18 protein-coding genes, 1 tRNA gene and 1 riboswitch are annotated in these 19,941 nt (G+C 61.8%); of the genes, 12 read left to right on the top strand and 7 right to left on the bottom strand.

Annotated features, from left to right (window positions below):
• Positions 1 to 23 precede the first annotated feature (23 nt).
• Complete coding sequence (gene gcvH / locus AA0535_RS00530) at positions 24 to 389, bottom strand: glycine cleavage system protein GcvH (RefSeq protein ID WP_035443956.1); 366 nt, start codon at positions 387 to 389, stop codon at positions 24 to 26.
• A gap of 27 nt (positions 390 to 416) precedes the next feature.
• Positions 417 to 1,550, bottom strand: coding sequence for a glycine cleavage system aminomethyltransferase GcvT (gene gcvT / locus AA0535_RS00525; protein WP_264813921.1), 1,134 nt, complete (start codon positions 1,548 to 1,550; stop codon positions 417 to 419).
• A 116-nt stretch (positions 1,551 to 1,666) separates the two neighbouring features.
• Positions 1,667 to 1,757: riboswitch (glycine riboswitch) on the bottom strand.
• Between the two features lie 61 nt (positions 1,758 to 1,818).
• Here gcvT and AA0535_RS00520 point away from each other — a divergent pair.
• From AA0535_RS00520 to AA0535_RS00510, 3 genes are all read left to right on the top strand, one after another.
• The gene (locus AA0535_RS00520; protein ID WP_264813920.1) at positions 1,819 to 2,121 is read left to right on the top strand and encodes a putative quinol monooxygenase; all 303 of its coding nucleotides are present in this window, start codon (positions 1,819 to 1,821) and stop codon (positions 2,119 to 2,121) included.
• Between the two features lie 226 nt (positions 2,122 to 2,347).
• On the top strand, positions 2,348 to 5,998 hold the full coding sequence (gene putA, locus AA0535_RS00515) for a bifunctional proline dehydrogenase/L-glutamate gamma-semialdehyde dehydrogenase PutA (protein WP_264813919.1): 3,651 nt from the start codon (positions 2,348 to 2,350) through the stop codon (positions 5,996 to 5,998).
• A gap of 350 nt (positions 5,999 to 6,348) precedes the next feature.
• Positions 6,349 to 8,310, top strand: a complete 1,962-nt coding sequence (locus tag AA0535_RS00510) for a M61 family metallopeptidase (RefSeq protein WP_264813918.1) — start codon at positions 6,349 to 6,351, stop codon at positions 8,308 to 8,310.
• Positions 8,311 to 8,425: 115 nt separating this feature from the next.
• On the opposite strand, the gene AA0535_RS00505 is transcribed toward AA0535_RS00510, so the two are convergent.
• Positions 8,426 to 8,770: a RidA family protein gene (locus tag AA0535_RS00505; RefSeq protein WP_264813917.1), complete on the bottom strand. Its 345-nt coding sequence runs from the start codon at positions 8,768 to 8,770 to the stop codon at positions 8,426 to 8,428.
• Here AA0535_RS00505 and AA0535_RS00500 point away from each other — a divergent pair.
• From AA0535_RS00500 to ptsP, 5 genes are all read left to right on the top strand, one after another.
• On the top strand, positions 8,759 to 9,301 hold the full coding sequence (locus tag AA0535_RS00500; protein ID WP_264813916.1) for an HPr kinase/phosphorylase: 543 nt from the start codon (positions 8,759 to 8,761) through the stop codon (positions 9,299 to 9,301). The genes AA0535_RS00505 and AA0535_RS00500 overlap by 12 nt on opposite strands.
• 43 nt (positions 9,302 to 9,344) lie before the next feature.
• On the top strand, positions 9,345 to 10,313 hold the full coding sequence (gene rapZ / locus AA0535_RS00495) for an RNase adapter RapZ (protein ID WP_264813915.1): 969 nt from the start codon (positions 9,345 to 9,347) through the stop codon (positions 10,311 to 10,313).
• Positions 10,314 to 10,389: 76 nt separating this feature from the next.
• The gene (locus AA0535_RS00490) at positions 10,390 to 10,899 is read left to right on the top strand and encodes a PTS sugar transporter subunit IIA (protein ID WP_264813914.1); all 510 of its coding nucleotides are present in this window, start codon (positions 10,390 to 10,392) and stop codon (positions 10,897 to 10,899) included.
• On the top strand, positions 10,896 to 11,180 hold the full coding sequence (locus tag AA0535_RS00485) for an HPr family phosphocarrier protein (RefSeq protein ID WP_264813913.1): 285 nt from the start codon (positions 10,896 to 10,898) through the stop codon (positions 11,178 to 11,180). Before AA0535_RS00490 ends, AA0535_RS00485 begins: the two co-directional genes overlap by 4 nt.
• On the top strand, positions 11,173 to 12,999 hold the full coding sequence (gene ptsP / locus AA0535_RS00480) for a phosphoenolpyruvate--protein phosphotransferase (protein WP_264813912.1): 1,827 nt from the start codon (positions 11,173 to 11,175) through the stop codon (positions 12,997 to 12,999). Before AA0535_RS00485 ends, ptsP begins: the two co-directional genes overlap by 8 nt.
• Before the next feature lie 145 nt (positions 13,000 to 13,144).
• On the opposite strand, the gene AA0535_RS00475 is transcribed toward ptsP, so the two are convergent.
• The 3 genes from AA0535_RS00475 to rlmB form a co-directional block, all read right to left on the bottom strand.
• Complete coding sequence (locus tag AA0535_RS00475; RefSeq protein ID WP_264813911.1) at positions 13,145 to 13,543, bottom strand: DUF3597 domain-containing protein; 399 nt, start codon at positions 13,541 to 13,543, stop codon at positions 13,145 to 13,147.
• 200 nt (positions 13,544 to 13,743) lie between these two features.
• On the bottom strand, positions 13,744 to 14,742 hold the full coding sequence (locus AA0535_RS00470; RefSeq protein WP_264813910.1) for a zinc-binding alcohol dehydrogenase family protein: 999 nt from the start codon (positions 14,740 to 14,742) through the stop codon (positions 13,744 to 13,746).
• 193 nt (positions 14,743 to 14,935) lie between these two features.
• Positions 14,936 to 15,727, bottom strand: coding sequence for a 23S rRNA (guanosine(2251)-2'-O)-methyltransferase RlmB (gene rlmB, locus AA0535_RS00465; RefSeq protein ID WP_264813909.1), 792 nt, complete (start codon positions 15,725 to 15,727; stop codon positions 14,936 to 14,938).
• A 95-nt stretch (positions 15,728 to 15,822) separates the two neighbouring features.
• Between rlmB and AA0535_RS00460 the strand changes: the two genes are divergently transcribed.
• The 4 genes from AA0535_RS00460 to AA0535_RS00445 all read left to right on the top strand — a co-directional run bounded on the left by AA0535_RS00460 (position 15,823) and on the right by AA0535_RS00445 (position 18,964).
• Positions 15,823 to 15,908, top strand: a tRNA-Tyr gene (locus tag AA0535_RS00460).
• Between the two features lie 516 nt (positions 15,909 to 16,424).
• Positions 16,425 to 17,597, top strand: a complete 1,173-nt coding sequence (locus tag AA0535_RS00455; protein ID WP_264813908.1) for a nucleoside hydrolase — start codon at positions 16,425 to 16,427, stop codon at positions 17,595 to 17,597.
• A 434-nt stretch (positions 17,598 to 18,031) separates the two neighbouring features.
• The gene (locus AA0535_RS00450; RefSeq protein ID WP_264813907.1) at positions 18,032 to 18,694 is read left to right on the top strand and encodes a GIY-YIG nuclease family protein; all 663 of its coding nucleotides are present in this window, start codon (positions 18,032 to 18,034) and stop codon (positions 18,692 to 18,694) included.
• Positions 18,695 to 18,706: 12 nt separating this feature from the next.
• Complete coding sequence (locus tag AA0535_RS00445) at positions 18,707 to 18,964, top strand: DUF4357 domain-containing protein (protein ID WP_264813906.1); 258 nt, start codon at positions 18,707 to 18,709, stop codon at positions 18,962 to 18,964.
• Here the strand turns inward: AA0535_RS00445 and AA0535_RS00440 are convergent.
• Positions 18,939 to 19,913, bottom strand: a complete 975-nt coding sequence (locus AA0535_RS00440) for a carbohydrate kinase family protein (RefSeq protein ID WP_264813905.1) — start codon at positions 19,911 to 19,913, stop codon at positions 18,939 to 18,941. The two genes, AA0535_RS00445 and AA0535_RS00440, sit on opposite strands and share 26 nt — an antisense overlap.
• Between the last annotated feature and the right edge of the window lie 28 nt (positions 19,914 to 19,941).

The raw sequence follows: 19,941 nt of genomic DNA, 5'->3' as shown, positions 1-19,941 counted from the left end.
GGCAAGCCAGCCCGGCGGTCAGATCAGAGCGACGCCTTGTAGGCATCCGCATCGAGCAGGGATTCGAGCTGGGCGGAATCGCTCACGCGCAGCTTGAAAATCCAGCCCTCGCCTTCCGGATCGGTCCCGACCAGGGTCGGCTCATCGGAAAGACGGGTGTTGAATCCGGCCAGAACGCCGCTCACCGGGGCATAGATGTCCGAAGCGGCCTTGACCGATTCGACAACGGCGGCGGGCTCACCCTGCGGCACTTCGGTGCCTTCGTCCTTGGCTTCCACAAAAACCAGCTCGCCGAGTTCGTCGGAAGCATGAGCCGTGATGCCGACCGTGGCGATATCGCCTTCGAGACGGATCCATTCATGGGACGGGGTATAATAGGTGGTGCTCATTGATCGCGTTCTCTCAGTTGACGGTTTTCAGCGTTTGAAGCCGGGCGGGACGAAAGGCAGGGCGCGCACCTGAACCGGCACGAACTTGCCGCGCAGGGCGCCGTAAAGCGTGGTGCCTAGAACGGCATAAGCCGTCTCGACATAGCCCATCGCCACAGGGGCGTTGATGCTCGGACCGAAAGCACCGGAGGTGACGACACCCACCTTCTGCGTGCCAGCCTCATCGGCAAAAAGCTCGGTACCAGCGCGTACGGGCGCGCGCCCTTCCGCAGCCAGACCGACGCGCAGGCGGGACACGCCCTCACGCGCCTGCTTCATGATGATCTCGGCGCCCGGATAGCCCCCTGCACGCGCGCCGCCTTCACGGCGCGCCTTCTGCATGGCCCAGCCAAGAGCGGCCTCGACGGGTGTGGTGGTTTCGTCCAGGTCATTCCCGTACAGGCACAGACCGGATTCGAGACGCAGGCTGTCGCGCGCACCCAGACCGATGGGCAGAACGCGCTCATCGGCCAGAAGCGCACGGGCGATCTGCTCGGCATGCTCGGCCGGGATGCCGATCTCATAGCCATCCTCACCCGTATAACCCGAGCGGGTCAGGGTGCAGGCAACGCCATCGATGTCAGCCTCGATCGCATCCATGAACCGCATTTCGGCGGCTTCCGGGCAAAGATCCTGAAGAACGTTGACAGCTTCCGGCCCCTGAAGGGCCAGCAGGGCGCGATCATCGAGCTTCTCGATCACCACCCGATCCCCGAGAGCCGCTTCCATCAGCGCCGTATCGGCGGCCTTGCAGGAGGCATTGACGACCACGAACAACCAGTCACCCATATTGGCGACCATCAGATCGTCACGGATACCGCCTGCGTCATTGGTGAGAAAACCGTAGCGCTGGCGGTTGGCGCCCAGACCCGCCAGATCGACCGGGATCAGGCTTTCCAGCGCGAGAGCGGCATCGTTGAGCGTGCCCTGTTTGGGGGTGATCCGCAGCTGTCCCATATGGGAGACGTCGAACAACCCTGCGCTTTTGCGCGTATGCAGGTGCTCTGCCATGAGCCCGGCCGGGTATTGCAGGGGCATGGAATAGCCCGCAAACGGCACCATGCGAGCTCCGAGCTCGATATGCAGGTCATTGAGCGGCGTGAATGAGAGCGGGTCGAACAACGGGCGGAATCCCCCAAGGCAGAAAACGAAAAAATCGTCGCCCCTTCTGTCGCCTTTGCCTGAGATCGCTATCCCGTCGGCGGACACCCCACAGGGATGCCTCTCTCCAGAAGTTCCAGCCGATCGCGGTCCTTTTGCCTGAGAGTTTCCGGGGCGGTTGCTCCTTCGGCGCCGGAAAAATTGTCCGGTCTCTCCCGTGAATCGGTGTTTACTCTTCGCAGAATTGGGGCAGAAAAGTCAATTCAGTAAACTCGACGGAGTTACGGACATGTCAGAGCACTTTACTGTCATCGCGGAATTCACCGTTCCGTCTGAAAGCCTGACCGCATTTCTCGATATCTGCCGGTATGACAGCGATCGTTCGCGTGCAGATGAAGAGGGGTGTCTGACCTTCGATGTCCTGACTCCGCAGGATGACCAAGGCATCGTCGTGCTCCATGAAGTCTATACTGGACGAGCAGCCTTCGAGGCGCATCTGAAAACGCCGCATTTCGAAAAATTCGCTGCTGCGCTGCGCGAACTTAAGATCGAGGAGCGTAGCGTGCGACTCTTCAACAGACATCACCCCTGACCGTTTGCAACTCCGCCGAGGAACACCCTAGGGAGGCGTGACCCACGGCACTCCTTACGGTCACTGGCTTTGCAATCTCCCAGGCCTGACCTGCCGCCGCATTACCCCGATCGGAAGCGAAACCGGGCCAGAGACGTTCATGACTCACAAGTAACGACCGTGGGGTTTTCCTGCTTCGTTCCCCCGTCTAGACTCAGGCTTTAAGTCCTCGTGTGATCGAGACAGCATGACCCCGTTTTCCAGTTTCCTCCCCCACCGTCCGGCGCTCTCGCCCACGCGTGAGGCCATTGCCCATGCTGCCCGCCGTCCCGAGGCGGAGATCCTTGCCCCGCTCCTGACCCGCGCGACCCTGACCGACAGCCAGCTGGAAGAGGTGGAGACCCAGTCCCGCCTCCTTGCGACGACCCTGCGCGACAATGCGGATACAAAAGGGGTCGAGACCATGATGCAGGCCTTCCCCCTTGCTTCATCCGAGGGAAAGGCCCTGCTCTGCCTTGCCGGAACGCTGTTGCGCATTCCCGATGCCGCAACGCGCGATGCTCTGATCCATGACCAGATCGGCCAGGGGGAGTGGCTGCATCATGGAGGCCATGACCATCCGTTCTTCCTGAATGCCGCGAGCTGGGCCATGTCCACCTCGTCGCGCTTCAATGCCGTCACAGGCGGACTGCGCAGTCTCGCCATGCGGGGAACCGCCCCTTTCTTCCGGCATGGGGTGGAAAAGGCCATACGGATGATGGGCAGCCAGTTCGTTCTGGCGGAAACCCTGAATCAGGCCTTGCGGCGCGGGCGGAAGCTGGAACAGCAGGGTTTCACACTCGCCTATGCCGCGCTGCACGAGCCAGCCCAGACCGCCGAGGAAGCCGAGATGGCGCGGCGCGATGCCCTGACAATGATCGATACCCTAGGGCGACAGGCACGGGGGAATTCACTGTTCGAGCGTCCAGCGCTCTCGCTGCGCCTGTCATCACTGCATCCCCGCTTCGACATGACCCAGATCGCGCGGATCAGGGCCGAATTGCTGCCCTTTCTCGCCACGCTGGCGCAACGCGCCCATGCCGCCGACATTCTCCTGATATTCGATGCCGGACGCAGCACCGAACTGGAGCTGTCACTCGATCTGTTCGAGGCTCTCTGCCATCTGCATGAGCTGGCCGGGTGGAACGGGCTGGGCTTCACGGTGCAGGCCAGCGACAAGAGGTGCCTGCCCGTCATCGAGCATCTCATCGCGCTGGCAGGCGAGACCGAGAGACGCCTCGTGCTCCGTCTGGTCAAGGGCGGGTTCTGGGATCGGGAGATCCGTGACGCCCAGAGGGAATCGGCCAGCGATTACCCGGTCTTCACGCGCAAATGCCACACCGATGTCAGCTTCATCGCCTGCGCCCGGCGGGCACTCGAGGCGCCGGAAGCGCTCTATCCGCAATTTGGCACCCATAATGCCCGCAGCGTCGCGACCATCATGGCCCTTGCTGGACCGTTCACCCCGGGTCGATACGAATTCGGCTCCCTGCATGGCATGGGCGAAACGCTCTATGCCCCGCTGATGCGCGCCAACGCCGTTCCCGTTGCGGGGCATAGCAACGCGGGGCTGAATGCTGCAAGGCCGGGCTGTCGGATCATGGCCCCGATCGGCCCCGATTCACGCCTCGCCCCAACCCTGGTGCGTCGTCTGCTCGAGAACGGGGCTCCTTGCTCTTTCGTCAATCAGGCCGCCAACCGGACTATTGCCCTGGACACGCTGATCGCCGATCCGGTGGCCAAGGCGCGCAATGTCCTGCCGCGCGGCATGCCAAGCCAGCGCATCACGCCCCCTACCGAACTGTTTCTGCCCGAGCGGGTCTCTGCCGCCAGTCTCGATCTGGCGAACCCACTCACACTGGGAGGACTCGCGGCCAGTCTGCCGACACAGCTCGGCCCGTTTCAGGCACTCCCGATGGGCGCCGCCATGCCCAGAGCCGAGGGAAGGCCACGCGCCATCTGCAACCCAGCCACCCATGAGGACAGGGTGGGGGTGGTGGTCTACGCCAGACCACGCGATATCGACGCCGCGCTCAACGCTGCCGAAACCGACATGATCTGGCGCCGCACCGAGCCCGCTGCGCGCGCCGATTGTCTCGATCGCATGGCCCTGGCTCTTGAGCAGGATCAGACGACCCTGATCGCCCTGCTGATACGCGAGGCAGGCAAGACCCTGGCCAATGCCGCGGGCGAATGGCGAGAAGCGATAGATTACCTGCGGTACTACGCCGCCCAGCTACGCAGCCTTGCTGAAACAGGCGGGCTTGGCGCGCCTCTTGGCACTATTCTGTGTATCAGCCCGTGGAATTTTCCGCTTGCAAGTTTCACCGGACAGGTTGCGGCGGCCTTAGCCGCGGGCAATGCCGTCATTGCCAAACCCGCCGAGGAAACACCGCTGATCGCCGCCCGGCTGCTCGGCCTGTTTCTGGAGGCGGGACTTCCCGCGCGTGCCCTTCAGCTCCTGCCCGGTGAGGGAAATGTCGGCGCCTCGCTCGTCGCGGATTCACGCATAGACGGGGTGATGTTCACAGGCTCGACAGCCGTTGCGAAAACCATCAGTCGCGAATTGCTCGGACGCACCGGGCGTACGGGTCAGCCCGTGCCCCTGCTCTCCGATACGAGCGGGCAGAACGCCATGCTCGTGGACAGCTCCGTGCCCCCCGAGCAGGTCATTCCCGATATCCTGTCTTCCGCTTTCGACAGCGCCGGGCAACGCAGTGCCTCTCTGCGCGTCCTGCTAATTCAGGAAGACGGAGCCGACACGCTGATCGAGCGGCTTCAATCCGCCATACGCGAGTTGTGCATCGGAGCACCCGATCAGTTCAGGACCGATATCGGCCCGGTGATCTCGGCCAGTGCCCGGGCACGACTGGAAGATCATATCGAGCGTATGAGGCGCGCCGGCTATCGCGTCTGGCAGCCCGACATGCAGGCCGAAACCCTGCGTGGGCATTTCGTGGCGCCAACCCTGATCGAGATCGGACGCGTGGCCGATATCGGACAAGAGGTATTTGGCCCGGTCCTGCATGTGCGGCGCTACGCGCGGCATGAGCTCGATGGCGTGATCGATGCGCTGAATGCGACAGGCTATGCGCTCACTTTCGGCGTGCAGAGCCGCCTTTCCACGACTACCGAGCGTGCCTGCTCGCGAAGCAGAGCCGGCAACATCTATGTCAATCGCCCCATGATCGGGGCCACGATCGGGATGCAGCCCTTCGGTGGCAAGGGCCTGTCCGGCTCCGGACCCAAACTGGGCGGGCCTCTTCTTCTACCAAGGCTGATGCATGGCGCGCCCTGCCCGATCATCGCGGCGCCGGAAACCCCTGTTCCTTCCGCGGCACGGGCTTTCCTGTCTTTTCTCGAGCCGCGTGATCCGCCCTCGGCACGACGCGTTCGGGCCGTCATTGCCCACGGGTTGAGCGGATTATCTTTCGATCTGCCCGCTCCCTCCGGCGAGAGCAACCGCTATACCCTGCGCCCGCGCGGCGTCATTCTCTGCGCCTGCGAAAGCTGGCCAGCTCTGCTTCATGCGGTTGGTCTGGCTCTGGGCACGGGCAATACCGTGCTTGTGCTCGCACCCGATCCCGCCGTGGAATGGCTGCGTCAGGTATCGCGTCAGCTCGCAAATATCATCACTCGCGTCGACCCCGGCGCCCTGCCGGAATGCGATGCCATGATCATCCAGCGAGGCGCCGAGAGCGCCGAACAGGCCGCCCTGACGGTAACCGCCCGGGAGGGAATGGTCGTGCCGGTCTATGATCTCGATACGGTGCGCCCGGAATGGCTGCTGAGCGAGTGCGTCGTGACCGTCAACCATGCCGCACTCGGTGGCGATATCGGGCTTCTGACCTCGCGCTGAGGCGGTATTCCCCCCTCGCAGGCCGAGATTTTCAGACCTCTCTGATGTGGCGAACGCCCCGATAACGTCAGGAACCCCGGGGCATACCCGCACAGGACAGATCTCCCGGATCGAGGCAAAGCAGCATTTCCGGGGGGACCCTGTGCTCACCACGAGGCCTTGCGTCGGGATGACGGTGCCTGGGCGATAACGGGTTGCACGGTCCGGTGATGGCCCTCCTCGCCGGGGCGATCAGACAGAGTTCGCAACGGGGGAGAAATTATGCCCGGAATATGGGTTGCCATGCGCCTCTGTTTCCATTTTGGTAATGAACCGTTTCAGCCAAGACCCTATTTCCGGAGTGTTCCCGCTTGACGATCCGCCTCTTTCGCGCCGGCAGTTTCCTGACCGCCCTGCTTCTTGGCAGCCCGATCCTGCCCGCTTTGGCTGCCCAACCGCAGCCCGAGGCGACGCCGCTCCCCTCGCCTCTGCCTCAGGCAAAGGACGGCGCCTTCCCCGGCACCATCAAGCTCAGCGTCAATGCCACCGATCTGGCGCATCACGTGATGAGCATTCATGAAACCCTGCCTGTGCCCCAGGCCGCACGCGAGGCGGGCGAGCTGGTTTTGCTCTATCCCAAATGGGTGCCGGGCGGTCATGCGCCCGAGGGAACCATCACCCAGCTTGGCGGGCTCGAAGTGCATTCGGGAGGCAAGAGCCTCTCCTGGCTGCGCGATCCCGTGGACGTTTTTGCGTTTCATGTGCCCGTCACCAAGGCGCAGACCCAGCTCGATCTGGACTTCAAGCTGCTTTCGCCTGTCACGGATAATGAAGGCCGCGTGGTCATGACCCCGCATATCGTCAACGTGCAGTGGAACGAGGTCTCGCTTTATCCGGCGGGCTATTACTCGCGCAACATGCCCTATCAGGCGAGCCTGACCCTGCCCCATGGCTGGCAGGCCGCTACCGCCCTGCGTCCGACGGGCCCGGCCACGGGCGATACGCTCACCTTCGGGACGGTGCCGTATAACACGCTGGTCGACTCCCCGATCTTTGCCGGCGCCTATGTCAAGAAGGTTGCGCTGAATGCCCCGGGCGGCGTGCCCGTCACGCTCAATATGGTGGCCGACAAACCAAGCGACCTGGCCTATGACGACGCCGAATTGCAGATCCATCGCAATCTGGTCACGCAGGCGCTCCTGACCTTCGGCTCGCAGCATTACGCACATTACGACTTCCTGATGGCGCTGACCGACGAGCTTGGCGGGATCGGTCTCGAACATCATCAGTCAAGCGAAGACAGCGTGTCCGAAGATTATTTCACGGACTGGAAGCATTCCTTCCCGCAGCGCGATCTGCTGGCGCATGAATACACCCATTCCTGGAACGGCAAGTATCGTCGTCCGGCCGATCTCTACGGCGCCACGTTCAACACGCCCCAGCGCGGTTCGCTTCTCTGGGTCTATGAGGGCCAGACAGAATTCTGGGGCAACATCCTCGCCGCGCGTTCGGGGCTTGTGACAAAGGACCAGGGCTTCGACAGCCTTGCCCTGATGGCCGCCACCTATGATTCGCAGGCAGGGCGTAGCTGGCGCCCTGTGGCCGACACGACCAATGACCCGATCATCGCCCAGCGCTCGCCGCTTTCATGGCGCGACTTCCAGCGCTCGGAGGATTATTATGTCGAGGGCCAGCTCGTCTGGCTGGATGCCGACATGACCATCCGCAAGCTGTCCCATGACACCAAGTCGATCGATGATTTTGCCAAGGCCTTTTTCGGCACGAATGACGGCAGCATCATCGTCAGCCCCTACACATTCGACGATGTGGTTCTGACGCTCAACAAGATCGTCCCCTATGACTGGGCCAAGTTCCTGAACGAGCGCATCAGCACGGTCCAGAAGCGCGCGCCGCTGAACGGGCTCGAAGCAGGCGGCTACAAGCTGGTCTATACCGATCAGGAGAATGCCTTCGAAGCGCAGCTGCTCAAGAACCGCCACCGCGTGGGGCTTCGTTTCTCACTGGGCGTGATCATCAACGCCAAGAACGGCACGCTGGGCACCGTTGCCTGGGACAGCCCGGCCTATAAGGCGGGTCTTGCCATCCATGACCAGCTCATCGCCGTCAATGGCGACAGCTTTACCCCCGAAGTCCTGATCGATGCCATCAAGGCCGCGAAGACCGACAAGGCGCCTATCACGCTGCTGGTCAAGTCAGGCGAGCACTTCCGCACCGTATCCATTCCGTATCATGACGGACTGCGCTACCCGCATCTCGAACGTATTGCCAACACACCAGACCGCCTGACGACCCTCTATTCCGCGCGTCACTGAGCAGGCATCAACCCTCCCCCCGTGCCGGGCAGATCAAGATGCCCGGCACGGTGGTCCGCCCTATCACCCCAATGGCATGCACAGCGCCCGGACACGGGTCATCCCGTCGGGCGCCTCAGGCAGAGGCAATGAAATTGAATTCCAGTCGCTGACCCGGCACATCGAATGAAGGCTTGAGTCTCAGGGTCATGGCCGGCCGCGCCGGACCCAAAGCCTCGGCAATCACGCGCTGACAGGCGCTGAACGTGACACTGTCAGGAATCATATAGGCCAGATGCACGATATCCTCGGGCACAAGGTCATGGGTCGCCAGAATATCCCGGATACGCGCCAGGGCATTCTGGCATTCCTCGATCAGACTCTCCGGAGGCTTTCCGTCCGGGCCCAGCCCTGTCACACCGTAATAGGTCACACTGTCCTGCAGGACAGGACGGGAGGGAGGGGAGGAATGATCGTGCATGAGCCCAAGCATAACGCACATTCCCAAAGCTGCACATCGCCTTTCAACATTCCGCCATCGGGGCTGGTGCATGGCTCATGCGCAAGCCTGGGCGATTCAGGCGTTCTGCTGACCGGCTGTTCCGGTGCCGGGAAATCGAGTCTTTTGCTCCGCCTGATCGATAGCGGGTTCATGCTTGTGGGCGATGACCAGATCCATCTTGCGGGCAAGCTGGCCTGCCCTGCCTCGGCTCTGGCCGGGCTGGTCGAAATACGCGGTGTCGGTCTGGTACAGATGCCCTCTGCGCCCCAGACAACCCTTGTGCTCCATGTTCATCTGGTACCCGGCATCGTGCCCGAACGTCTGCCACCACGACAGATCGATGCCACCTCAGGTTTGTGGCAGATCACCATGGACGGGTTTCATGCCGATGCCGTGGCGGTCATTCGCACGGTCATGCGCTGCATTCGCGGCGATTTGACGCTTGTCTGCGGCGTTAATGGCGGCTCGCATGACTGTCTCCCCCTCCCCAGCGCGCGGGAAGCTCGCTAAGCTCGAACCGAAGTTTCAGGCTGTTCGAACGGAGTAGCGATTTGTGAGTGCGGCGCGGCGCATCCTTCTGGTCACGGGTCTCTCGGGAGCGGGCAAGTCATCGATCCTGCGCGTGCTGGAGGATCTTGGCTATGAAGTGACGGACAACCCGCCTCTGACCCTGCTCGATGCCCTCGCGGCGCGCACGGAACACCCTCTGGCCATCGGCATCGATGTCCGTACGCGCGGCTTCGAAGCCCGTGCAGTTTTGCTGGCGCTCGCCCATCTGCGTACCCAGCACGATCTTCATGTCGAACTGCTTTATGCCACTGCCGAGACAGATGTGCTGCTTCGCCGTTTCACTGCGACGCGACGCCGCCATCCGCTTGATAACAGCACAGGCACAGCACCAGGGCTGGTCGCCAGCATCGATCAGGAAATCGCCTTGCTTGCCCCGTTACGCGGGGCGGCCGATCTCGTGATCGACACTTCAGACCTGCCGCCGCATGATCTGAGACGACTCATCGAATCGCGATTCGGTCATCAGAATGATGGCGACTCGATGACGCTCACCCTGCTTTCCTTCGCTTATCCCGCAGGATTACCGCGTGAAGCCGATCTGGTCTTCGATGCACGTTTCCTGCGCAATCCGCATTACGACCCGGAACTGAAGGCAAAAACCGGGCTGGACGTCGACGTGCGCGAATACGTTCAGCAGGATCCCGATTACCCGGTCTTTTTTACGAGCATCCTCGACCTGTTGAAACTTGTACTGCCTCGTTTCGTCGCCGAGGGAAAGAAGCATGCTACGATTGCGATAGGCTGCTCAGGCGGCCAACACCGTTCGGTAACACTTGTTGAAGAACTCGCGACAACGTTATGCAACCTGGACGAGATTAAACTCTTGTCAGACGTGCCGATCGTCGTCATGCATCGTGAACTGGCACGTCAGGGACGCAGCTCATGGCGATGGGTTCGTGCTCCCCAGCAGCATGTCACGCCGGATGAACAGATACGGACCGAGCCGTCTTGATAACGTCTTTGGATGACCAATATCTTCTGGGGTCGCCGCAAAACTGGCGTCACATACCCCATGAAGGAAGGCCCCGATGATCGGGATCGTTCTGGTCACACACGGCTCTCTGGCCCAGTCTCTTCTTGAAATCGTGACCCATGTCGTTGGACCCCAGCGCCAGATTGCGACAATGGGAATTTCGCCCGACGACGATATCGTCGCGGCCCGCCCTCTGCTCGACGCCGCCATCATCTCGGTCGATACCGGAGACGGCGTGCTTCTCCTGACCGACATGTTCGGCAGCACCCCCTCCAACCTCGCGCTTTCCCTGCGTCAGGAAGGACGTGTCGAGGTACTGGCCGGGGTCAATGTGCCCATGCTGGTCAAGCTGGCCAAGACACGCTGCACACGCAGTCTGGCCGAGTGCGCCGAACTGGCCACTATGGCGGGGCGTAAATACATTGCCGCCGCATCCCAGTTGCCGCCCTCATGTTTGCAAGGTGGGAAAAGCTGTGAAATGGTGGTGACGACCACCATGAAATACGTGTCCCCCCTCCCCCCAATCTCCCCGTTGCTGGCCCCCATGCGCCAGGTCGCCCGATGAGCCTCGCGCCGACGCTGGAACGCGATGTGACCATCGTCAACCGGCTCGGTCTTCATGCAAGGGCGGCGGCGAAATTCGTTACCCTTGCCGAGGGATTCGACGCCAGCATCGATGTCAGCCGTCAGGGGCAGAGCGTGTCGGCCCTTTCCATCATGGGGCTGATGATGCTGGGTGCTGGCCGGGGCGAAACCGTACGTCTCTCTGCGACTGGCCCGCAGGCCAGTGCCGCGCTCAACGCGTTGATAGCCCTCGTTGCGGACGGCTTCGGCGAACGTGATTAAGCGACTGCGGCGCCCGTCCAGCGAAGCCGTTCTGCCCGTCGATGACCTGCCCATGGAAGTGCTCCGCGGGGCAGGTATCTCCCCCGGGGTTGTCATTGCACGGGCCAGCCTGACCTATGAGCGCCCGCTTCCGGTCATCGAACGTCTCCCCTCGGAGCTGACTATCGAGGCTGAACAGGCTCGTCTCGATCAGGCGATCGCCCTGACGCTCAAGCAATTGCGCAAGCTGCGTACCAAGCTCAATGCCCTTCCGGAAGAAGGGCGCATCGAGATCGACGCCCTGCTCAGCGTTTACGAGCGGATGCTCAATCACTCCCGTCTGGTTCGCGCGGCTCAAAGACGCATCGCCGAAGACGGTATCACTGCCGAAGCGGCGGTCCAGGTCGAGAGCGATGCCCTTGCAGCCATGGCCGGACCGCAGCCCGGCATGCCGGAAGAGGAAATCGAAGGCGCGCGTCGTCGGGAAGGAGAATTCCGGGAGGTGGCACGCCGCCTGTTGCGCAATCTGACCGGTGTTTCCTTCCGGGCGTTTTCCGATATCCCCGGGGGCTCGATCCTCGTAGCCGAACAGATCCGCCCGGCAGACGCCGCCGTGATCGACCCGAACAGGATCGCCGCGGTACTGTCCGAAGGCGGCGGAGTCACCGACCACACGGCCATCATGCTCCGGGCACTCAATGTGCCGGCTATTCTGGCCGTGCCCCATCTGACAGACCGGATCAATGACGGCGATCTGCTGATCATCGACGGCACGACCGGCAAGGTCATCCTGCATCCTGATTCGGCCACACTCGCCGAGGCGCGTTCGGTCATGGCCGACGAAGCCAGGGAGCGAAAGGGAATCGGCAGGCTGAGGCGTCTGCCGAGCCGGCTGGTGAGCGGCGAAGACATCGAATTACTGGCCAATGTCGAGCTGGCCAACGAACTACCCCTGCTGCATCGTAATGGTGCCGCCGGGATCGGGCTGCTTCGCACAGAGTTCCTCTTTGATGAGAGCGAAGCCCTGCCGGATGAGGACGGACAATACGAGACCTACGCCGGGATCGTAGCCGATATGCCGGGCATGACCACAACCATCAGGGTTCTGGACTGGGGTGGTGAAAAGGGACTGGCGCGTCTGCGGCAACTTGGCATCCATCGGGAAGAGGAAGAAGAGAATCCGGCGCTCGGTGTGCGCGGACTCAGGCTGTTGCTCCGTCATCCCGAGATACTCGAAACGCAGCTTTGCGCCATTTTGCGTGCCAGCCTCCATGGCAGGCTGCGTGTTCTCCTGCCCATGGTGAGCTCGGTCAACGAGGTGACTGCCACGCGACAGATCTATGAGCGATGCGCCAAGAGGTTGCGCCGTCGGGGCGTCAAGCTCCCTCAGGAGCTTCCACCGCTTGGCGTCATGATCGAGACCCCGGCAGCCGCCCTGACCACAGGGGCCCTCGTGCGTCAGGCAGAGTTTCTCGCCCTGGGAACGAACGATCTGACCATGTACACCCTTGCTGTCGATCGCTCGGCAGCCATGGGATCGGAACTGTATACGGCTCTGCACCCCGGCGTTCTGCGCCTGCTGCGCCTGTCGGTCGATGAGGCTCTGAGGGCGCACAGGCCTGTTTGTGTCTGCGGCGAGATGGCCTCGGACCCACGGGTGGTCGCGCTGCTGATCGGCATGGGGCTGCGGTCGTTTTCGATGTCGGCGGCGCTTCTTCCGCCAGTCAAGCGGATGATACGCTCTCTGTCCCTGACAGGATGCGACGATCTCTATCGTCAGGTCATGCTGACTGAGGACCCTCTGCTGCTCAATCAGATGGTGCGTCAGTTCGCCGTATAGGCTCAGGCTCCACCAGCCTTGCCTGCAAGCTCCGCTTCACACCGAACGAGGATCCACCCGGTTTATCGATGTGGGCCTCATGCGATGACAGAGGCCGCAACAGAAGGGACCGCCCCGGTCGTTGGGGCAATCCCTCATCCCCGGATCAGTGGCGCAGATCTTCAGGCACTTTTCCGCCGTTTTCCGCCAGTTTCTGCATGACCTGACGGATCAGCCAGACATTCATGGCAGCGCTGTCTTCAGTGCTTTCGGTATAATGCAGTTCCTGGGCGAGATGCTTGCGTGCCTCAAGAGAACTATCCATATCGAGCAGCTTCAAAAGATCGACGATCGATGTACGCCAGTTCAGCGTCTGCCCCTTCTCGGCGGCCATATGGGTCAATACGGCATCGACATCCACCGGGGCGCTCGGTGCCGAAGGGACGTTCGGCGCGGCACCCTGTGCGGTTTCGGCAGCAGGCGTGGCATTGCCCGCAGACCCGCTAGCCGGTGCAGCTTCCGCGTGTCCGAAGATCTTCGTCATGATCGTGCTGAAAATACCCATGATTTCCTCTGTTCAGTTCAGACAGCCATCGGGCGCCAGTGCGAGAGGCCCAAACGGCGGAGCGAGAATGAGGCGTACCCATCCACCCTCCTTCATCCCTGTAACAGCGCCTGAAAGCGGACAAGGTTGTCCTTACCCGGTCGTTTCGACTTTTACGCACCGGGCTGGCTCGGTAGCGTCGTGACTGTGGGAGCCGGGTCTCAATAGACCAGTACAGTCTTGCCGATGCTTGTACCGCTCTCGCTTTCCTCGTGCAGGCCGCGCAAAATGCCGGCGCTCAGACCCTGGGCGCGTTTATGATCGGTCGGCAGGATTGCCTCTGCCTGAACGAGCGAGGAAATCTGCTCCAGTATCTCGTGCTGACGCCCCCGATCGGGCGTGGCGAAGAGCGAGCGCGTGAACATGAACTCCCACGAGATCACCGCGCTCTTGCGCTTGAACCCCATGATATCGAAACTGGCCGGGTCATCGATCAGACTCACATGCCCCTGCGGCGCGAGAATTTCCTCGTAGAAAGCCTGGTGACGGTCACTGGCCGTGAGCGAGGCGATATGAGTTATTGAATCGTCTCCCAGCGCCCTTATCTGGGCCGCCAAATCGGCGCGGTGATTGATCACATGATGCGCCCCCATACGACGTACCCATGCCTCCGTTTCGGGGCGTGATGCAGTTGCAATCACGGTCAGTCCCGTGAGTTTGCGTGCAAGCTGGATCAGGATCGACCCAACACCCCCGGCCCCACCGACGACCAGCAGAATGCCCTCGGTCAGACTGGTAACCCCCATGCGGTCAAAGAGCATTTCCCACGCCGTCACGCCTGTCAGGGGGAGCGATGCCGCCTGCCCCCAGTCAAGACCTTGCGGCATATGCCCGACGAGGGTTTCATCGACGTGTTGAAGCTCGGCATTGCTTCCCTGCCGCATGAGCTCGCCCGCATAGAAAACATGGTCGCCGGGTTTAAAGAACGTCACATCCGGGCCAATCGCCTCAACGATCCCTGCGGCATCCCACCCGAGAACGCGCCATGTCGCGCCTTCGAGCGCACCCGCGCGGGATCGGATCTTCGTATCCACGGGATTGATCGAGACCGCCTTGATCCGTACCAGAAGGTTACGCCCCTGAGGCGGCAGGGGGTCGGGGAGGATGATATCCTCAAGGATTTCCGGCGCGCCAGGCGCCTTGTAGCCAACCGCTTTCATGCGGGCTCCCCTCTTGAGACGACTCAGCAGGAGGGAAGGCTAACACAGTGCCACTGTAAGACGCAGCCCTGATCAGAAGAACATCAAGGCTCTCAAAGGAAACGCGGCCATGGGATTCGCTGGCCCGGCGCGCACTTCTTTATGCGCTTTTCATGCGCTTCGGGATTGTCAGCGCGCCGTCAGCGAACGCCTCTCAGGCCGGGCGTACGAGCTCGTAAAGGGCGACTGCTGCGGCATTCGAGACGTTCAGGCTCTCCATATCACCCGGCATGTAGACGCTGGCAATCTCGTCGCAGCTTTCACGGGTGAGGCGGCGCAGTCCCGCCCCTTCAGCCCCGAGCACGAGAGCGACACGTCGCCCGGCGAAGCCCCGCCCGTTCAGCACCGAGCCGTCGGCATCGAGACCGACCGTCCAGAGGCCTGCATTCTGAAGCTGAGCGATGATGCGTGAGAGATTGACCTCGCGCAGTACGGGCACGACATCCAGCGCACCCGAGGCCGCCTTGGCCAGAGCGCCACCCTCCTGCGGGGTATTGCGATCCTGCACGACCAGCGCTGCGGCGCCAAAAGCCGCGGCCGAACGCAGGATCGCACCGATATTGCGCGGGTCGGTTACCTGATCGAGAATCAGAAGCGGCCCCTCCCGGCTTTCGAGCACCTCATCGAGGAAAGGCGGTGTGAGCGGTTCGACACGCAGGCATACACCCTGGTGTACGGCGTCACGCTCGCACAGATGATCGAGACGTTGGCGCTCCACCACATTGGGGGAGAGACGGATCGGTGCCTGCTTGGCCTCTAACGCCGAAAGAGCCTCCTTGGTCACCAGCAACTCATGAACCTGGCGGTCCGGATTGCGCAGGGCGGCTTCAACGGCGTGAAGGCCGTACATCCAGTAGCCCGAGGCGGTCGAGCGCCCCTCGGATGAGCGTGCGGAACGGCCAGCCGGAGCGCGGGCGGCGGAAGGGCGGGAGGGGCGTTTGGACATCAGCGCTCTATGGGAGCAACGGCCGTATCATGCAACAAAAATGAAGAATGCCCGTTGACACCGATCCTGATCCGCCATATTCCCCGTCCCGACCTGGAGAGATGCCCGAGTGGCTAAAGGGGGCGGACTGTAAATCCGCTGGTGTACGCCTACGTTGGTTCGAATCCAACTCTCTCCACCAGGTCCCCTTTCCTGAAAATCCGAAATCCTACCGACAGGGTATCCGCTGGAAAAACCGGCCTGAGACACAGTCCAGCACGGGCGCCTCTCTGCCTGAACGTGCGCCTTACGGCGAACTTTTCGCTTCCCCTGACATCTTAAGTCCTGCACAGGCTGACGCGCTCACAATCTGGCCTGTCCGGGCAGATATGGGCTCTGAATCAGAGGTGTGCGGAAATCCCGCATTGCGTCCGGCCGGGCCCGCCAGACCGGGCGATGTCTGTCCCGACAAGGCACCGGGCGTGCCTGTCAAAGGCGCCCCGCAGCATATTCCTGGCCATGACTCCTATCCCTCCTCGCCTCATTGTCAGGTTGCAGCCGGCTTTAACCGATTGCTGGTTGGGGTCTCAGGCTTCACACTAATCGCTCGTCTCTGTCACGCGTCTTATCCGCGTCTGGCCAAGGCAATCAGGGTGTGCCCCGCTCCGATTGCCGCTATCGATTTAAGGAGCCCCCAAGATGATGAGTTTCCTCACCCATGCCTCGTGATGCCCGCAGCCTTGAAGAAATGAGCCAAACCGGACCAAGACGCCTGCTGTCATGGCGTATGGCGCTGGCCTTTGCGGGTCTGCTGACTAGCGCTGCGGCCGCTCATGCCGAGCCTCGCAAGGTGATCCTTGATGATGATGGCTTTGCCCTCGCGCAGTGGATGGTCATCAAGGCCCCGAATGTGCAGGTTCTGGGCGTGACGACGGTCACGGGCGATGCCTGGACGAAGGAAGCCACCGCCGACGCCTTGCGCGGTGTGGAGATTGCGGGACGCCCCGACCTGCCCGTCTATACCGGAGCCACCTATCCTCTGGTGAACACGGAGGCTCAGACCGAACGCTGGGAAGCGCTGTACGGCAAGCTGGTCTGGAAGGGCGTATGGATGAAGCACTGGGTGGAACCCACCCTTCAGAAACTCCCGCCTTATCACGGCCCGGACGTGGTGCCCGATCTTCCGCAAGGCAACCCCACCATCAAGGCGCAGCAGGAGCGCGCGGCCGATTTCATGATCGATATGGTGCATCGCTACCCGCACCAGGTGTCGATCATCGCCACGGGGCCGCTCACCAATCTGGCCCTGGCCCAGCGTCTGGATCCTGAATTCGCCTCTCTGGCGAAAGAACTGGTCTATATGGGGGGCTGCCTCAATCCGCGTCAGACACGCCCGGATGAGGTCGCCCATCAATTTGCGCGCGAATTCCTCAATGCCCCGCGTCGCGAATTCAATATCCGCTTCGATCCCGAGGGGGCGAGCATCGCCCTACGCGCACCCTGGGCCAGGATCACGATGATCCCTGTGGACCCCTCAACCGATACCGAGTTGACCCCTGCGCTGCTCAAGCGCCTGTCACGCTCCGGCACCCCGGTTGCGCAATCGCTCAAGACACGAGAGCCCGGCTTCCCCCTCTGGGACGAAATTGCCGCGGCGGTCTGGCTCGACCCAAGCCTGATCACCCAGAAGGCTGAACTCTACGTAGATGTGAACAGCCAGTTCGGCCCCTCCTATGGCGATATCCTCTCCTGGACGCCGGGCTACCAACCCGGTCTGGGCGAAGGAAAGACGATCGTGGTGCAGAAGATCGACGTCCCCCGGTTCGAGGATCTGATGGACCGTCTCGTGGCCGCTCCCCAGAAACCCCTCAGCGGCAAGCCGTTGCCCTGAGCTTCATAAGCTGAGCAGTGCCAGGCCGGGATTTTCCCTGCCTGACTGGAGGCGCATCATTGAGGTCGGCAAACGAAAAGCCGACCTCTCGGCCATCTCGAGCGTAGACGGCCTTGCCTCTCAAGGAAGGTGTTCCGATATCTCGCGGCATGGAACAGGCGGTTCCAGCCTGAGTTAATTCCGGAGCGGGAAAGCCGCTTGGAAACATTTCTGTTATTGGTTGGAACTGGCGGTAAGGTAATCGCACTGAAACCGGTTCAATTACTTCCAATTCCACTCGAAACAGAATGGCAAGTCCGGCCTCTCGCTTCTAGGGTAGGAAAATATACTGCGTTCGCGCATTCTTCCCCAACGGCGACGTCAAAATTCAATGGTTCGCACCATATGACCGAGCGTCTCTGGCTCTATCTCATCAAAACCAAAAAGCTTCATCCATGGCTCATCCCCAGACAATCCAGATCTTCCTTCCGGATGGAGATCCCCAAGGTATACGCATCGCTGCAATCACGACCCGAATCATACAGGTCATAGAAATACCGCGTGCGCGGCTGAGCGATTTTCTGACCATGAAGGAGGCCGCTCATGTGGGGGTTTACTGGCTTTTCGGGGAGGATGAAGAAACCGGACAGCCCAAAGCCTATATCGGGCAGACCAGTGCCCTGGGCTCGCGCCTCAAGCAGCATCACGACGGCAAGGATTTCTGGAACCGGGCGCTCGTCGCCCTCTCCCTCACCCATAGTCTGACCGTCACTCACGCCCATTATCTGGAATGGCAGTCGATCAATCGCGCCCTTGAGGCGCATCGTTACGGCCTCATGAACGGCACGGCGGGAAGCAGGCCCCATGCGCCACCCGCGCTCGATGCGGAATGCCGGGAAATTTTCGCGACCATCGATATCCTCCTGACCACGCTCGGCTATCCCCTTTTCGAACCGCTTCTCCGGCAGGCTCCAATGCTCGCGGCTTCAGGCGACAGGGAGCAACAACCGCCAGTCCAAGACGCGTCCAGGGATATTGCGATCTATTTGCGCAATGATCGCGCCCAGGCGACGGGGCGCTACACTGAGACCGGGCTGGTTGTTCTGGCCGGCTCCTAGGGACGCGCACAAATGTCGACGCAATCGATCACACCGAATCGCCTGAAGAAACGTGATATCCTCATCGGGTCGGGTGATCTGGAAATAGTGGGTGAACGCCTCTATTTCCGCAAGGACGTGAACTTCAGCTCTCCCAGCGCTGCCGGAGACATGGTGAATGGCCGGTCTACCAATGGCTGGACCGAGTGGAAGGACGAGGCCGGGAATACCCTCTCAGACCTCACGGGGCGCAAGCGCCCCGGACCTATGCCCTGTGATCCGGAAACGTGATGGGAGGCGCCTGAAGCGCGGATATCTCCTCCCGCCAGGGCGAGTCGGCGCCGCGGCGGGTGCAGGTCTGGCTGGCGACGCACTGGCCATAGGCGAGTGCCTCATGCAGGATCTGAGGACTGAGGGAGATCAGCGTCTCCCGGGTCAAGCACCCGCCCTCATGAAGCCCGGCAAGCAGTCCTGCCATAAAGCTGTCTCCGGCCCCCACCGTATCGACAACCTCCACGCTGAGCGCCTCGGCATGGGCATAACTATCCTGGGTCCAGCCGCTGACCCCCGCCTTGCCATGCGTGATCACAACGAGTTTCGCCCCGTGGCCCAGCCAGTTGCGCGCGGCCTCCGCGTGAGCATGGCCCGGAAGCAGCCAGTCAAGGTCGGCCCCGCTGATCTTGATGATATCGGCGTTGTGGAGCAACCGCTCCAGCCTAGCACGGTAGGCAGCCTCGTCTCTCACGTGGGAGGCACGGATATTGGGATCGAAACTGATCAGGCGTGGCCCACGTGCTTCGCGAAGGAACAGTGTTTCATACGCCGACGCGGCAGGCTCACGGATCAGAGCGATAGACCCGAAATGCAATGTACCAACCCCGGCAAGCGCGCTGCCAGAAGGCATGTCACGGCAGATACGGTCTGCAGCGCCCTGATCAAAAAATGCGTAAGCCGGTTCCGCCTGCTCGAGACTGACGAAACCCAGCGTGGAAGGAGCGTCGAGCCTTCGAAGGAAGCGCTGCCCTACCCTGCTCTGCGTCAGCCCCTCGACAAACTGGTCGCCAAACAGATCGGTCGAGACTGCGCAGCCATATTCGGTCGGCACGTCAAGACGCCCGAGTGCGCGAGCAACATTATAGGGTGAGCCCCCCAGGCAGGGGCGGTAGGCCGCTCCCCCTTCGGCGCGGACCGGAATGAAATCGATCACTGCCTCACCAAGGCAGAGTATTGAACCGCCCATGACTGTTCTTTCGCATCTTGGCCCGTCG

The organism is Asaia krungthepensis NRIC 0535, from assembly GCF_025995175.1.
GTDB classification, from domain to species: Bacteria; Pseudomonadota; Alphaproteobacteria; order Acetobacterales; family Acetobacteraceae; genus Asaia; species Asaia krungthepensis.
The sequence above is the reverse complement of the archived record's forward strand: the minus strand, read 5'-3'. Positions and strand labels throughout refer to the sequence as shown.

Bases quoted from the DNA above. Each gene is read 5' to 3' on its own strand.
- gcvH (WP_035443956.1), bottom strand. From the start codon at position 389: ATGAGCACCACCTATTATACCCCGTCCCATGAATGGATCCGTCTCGAA.
- AA0535_RS00520 (WP_264813920.1), top strand. From the start codon at position 1,819: ATGTCAGAGCACTTTACTGTCATCGCGGAATTCACCGTTCCGTCTGAA.
- putA (WP_264813919.1), top strand. From the start codon at position 2,348: ATGACCCCGTTTTCCAGTTTCCTCCCCCACCGTCCGGCGCTCTCGCCC.
- AA0535_RS00500 (WP_264813916.1), top strand. From the start codon at position 8,759: ATGATCGTGCATGAGCCCAAGCATAACGCACATTCCCAAAGCTGCACA.
- AA0535_RS00505 (WP_264813917.1), bottom strand. From the start codon at position 8,770: ATGCACGATCATTCCTCCCCTCCCTCCCGTCCTGTCCTGCAGGACAGT.
- AA0535_RS00490 (WP_264813914.1), top strand. From the start codon at position 10,390: ATGATCGGGATCGTTCTGGTCACACACGGCTCTCTGGCCCAGTCTCTT.
- AA0535_RS00485 (WP_264813913.1), top strand. From the start codon at position 10,896: ATGAGCCTCGCGCCGACGCTGGAACGCGATGTGACCATCGTCAACCGG.
- AA0535_RS00475 (WP_264813911.1), bottom strand. From the start codon at position 13,543: ATGGGTATTTTCAGCACGATCATGACGAAGATCTTCGGACACGCGGAA.
- AA0535_RS00470 (WP_264813910.1), bottom strand. From the start codon at position 14,742: ATGAAAGCGGTTGGCTACAAGGCGCCTGGCGCGCCGGAAATCCTTGAG.
- rlmB (WP_264813909.1), bottom strand. From the start codon at position 15,727: ATGTCCAAACGCCCCTCCCGCCCTTCCGCCGCCCGCGCTCCGGCTGGC.
- AA0535_RS00455 (WP_264813908.1), top strand. From the start codon at position 16,425: ATGCCTCGTGATGCCCGCAGCCTTGAAGAAATGAGCCAAACCGGACCA.
- AA0535_RS00450 (WP_264813907.1), top strand. From the start codon at position 18,032: ATGGCTCATCCCCAGACAATCCAGATCTTCCTTCCGGATGGAGATCCC.
- AA0535_RS00445 (WP_264813906.1), top strand. From the start codon at position 18,707: ATGTCGACGCAATCGATCACACCGAATCGCCTGAAGAAACGTGATATC.
- AA0535_RS00440 (WP_264813905.1), bottom strand. From the start codon at position 19,913: ATGGGCGGTTCAATACTCTGCCTTGGTGAGGCAGTGATCGATTTCATT.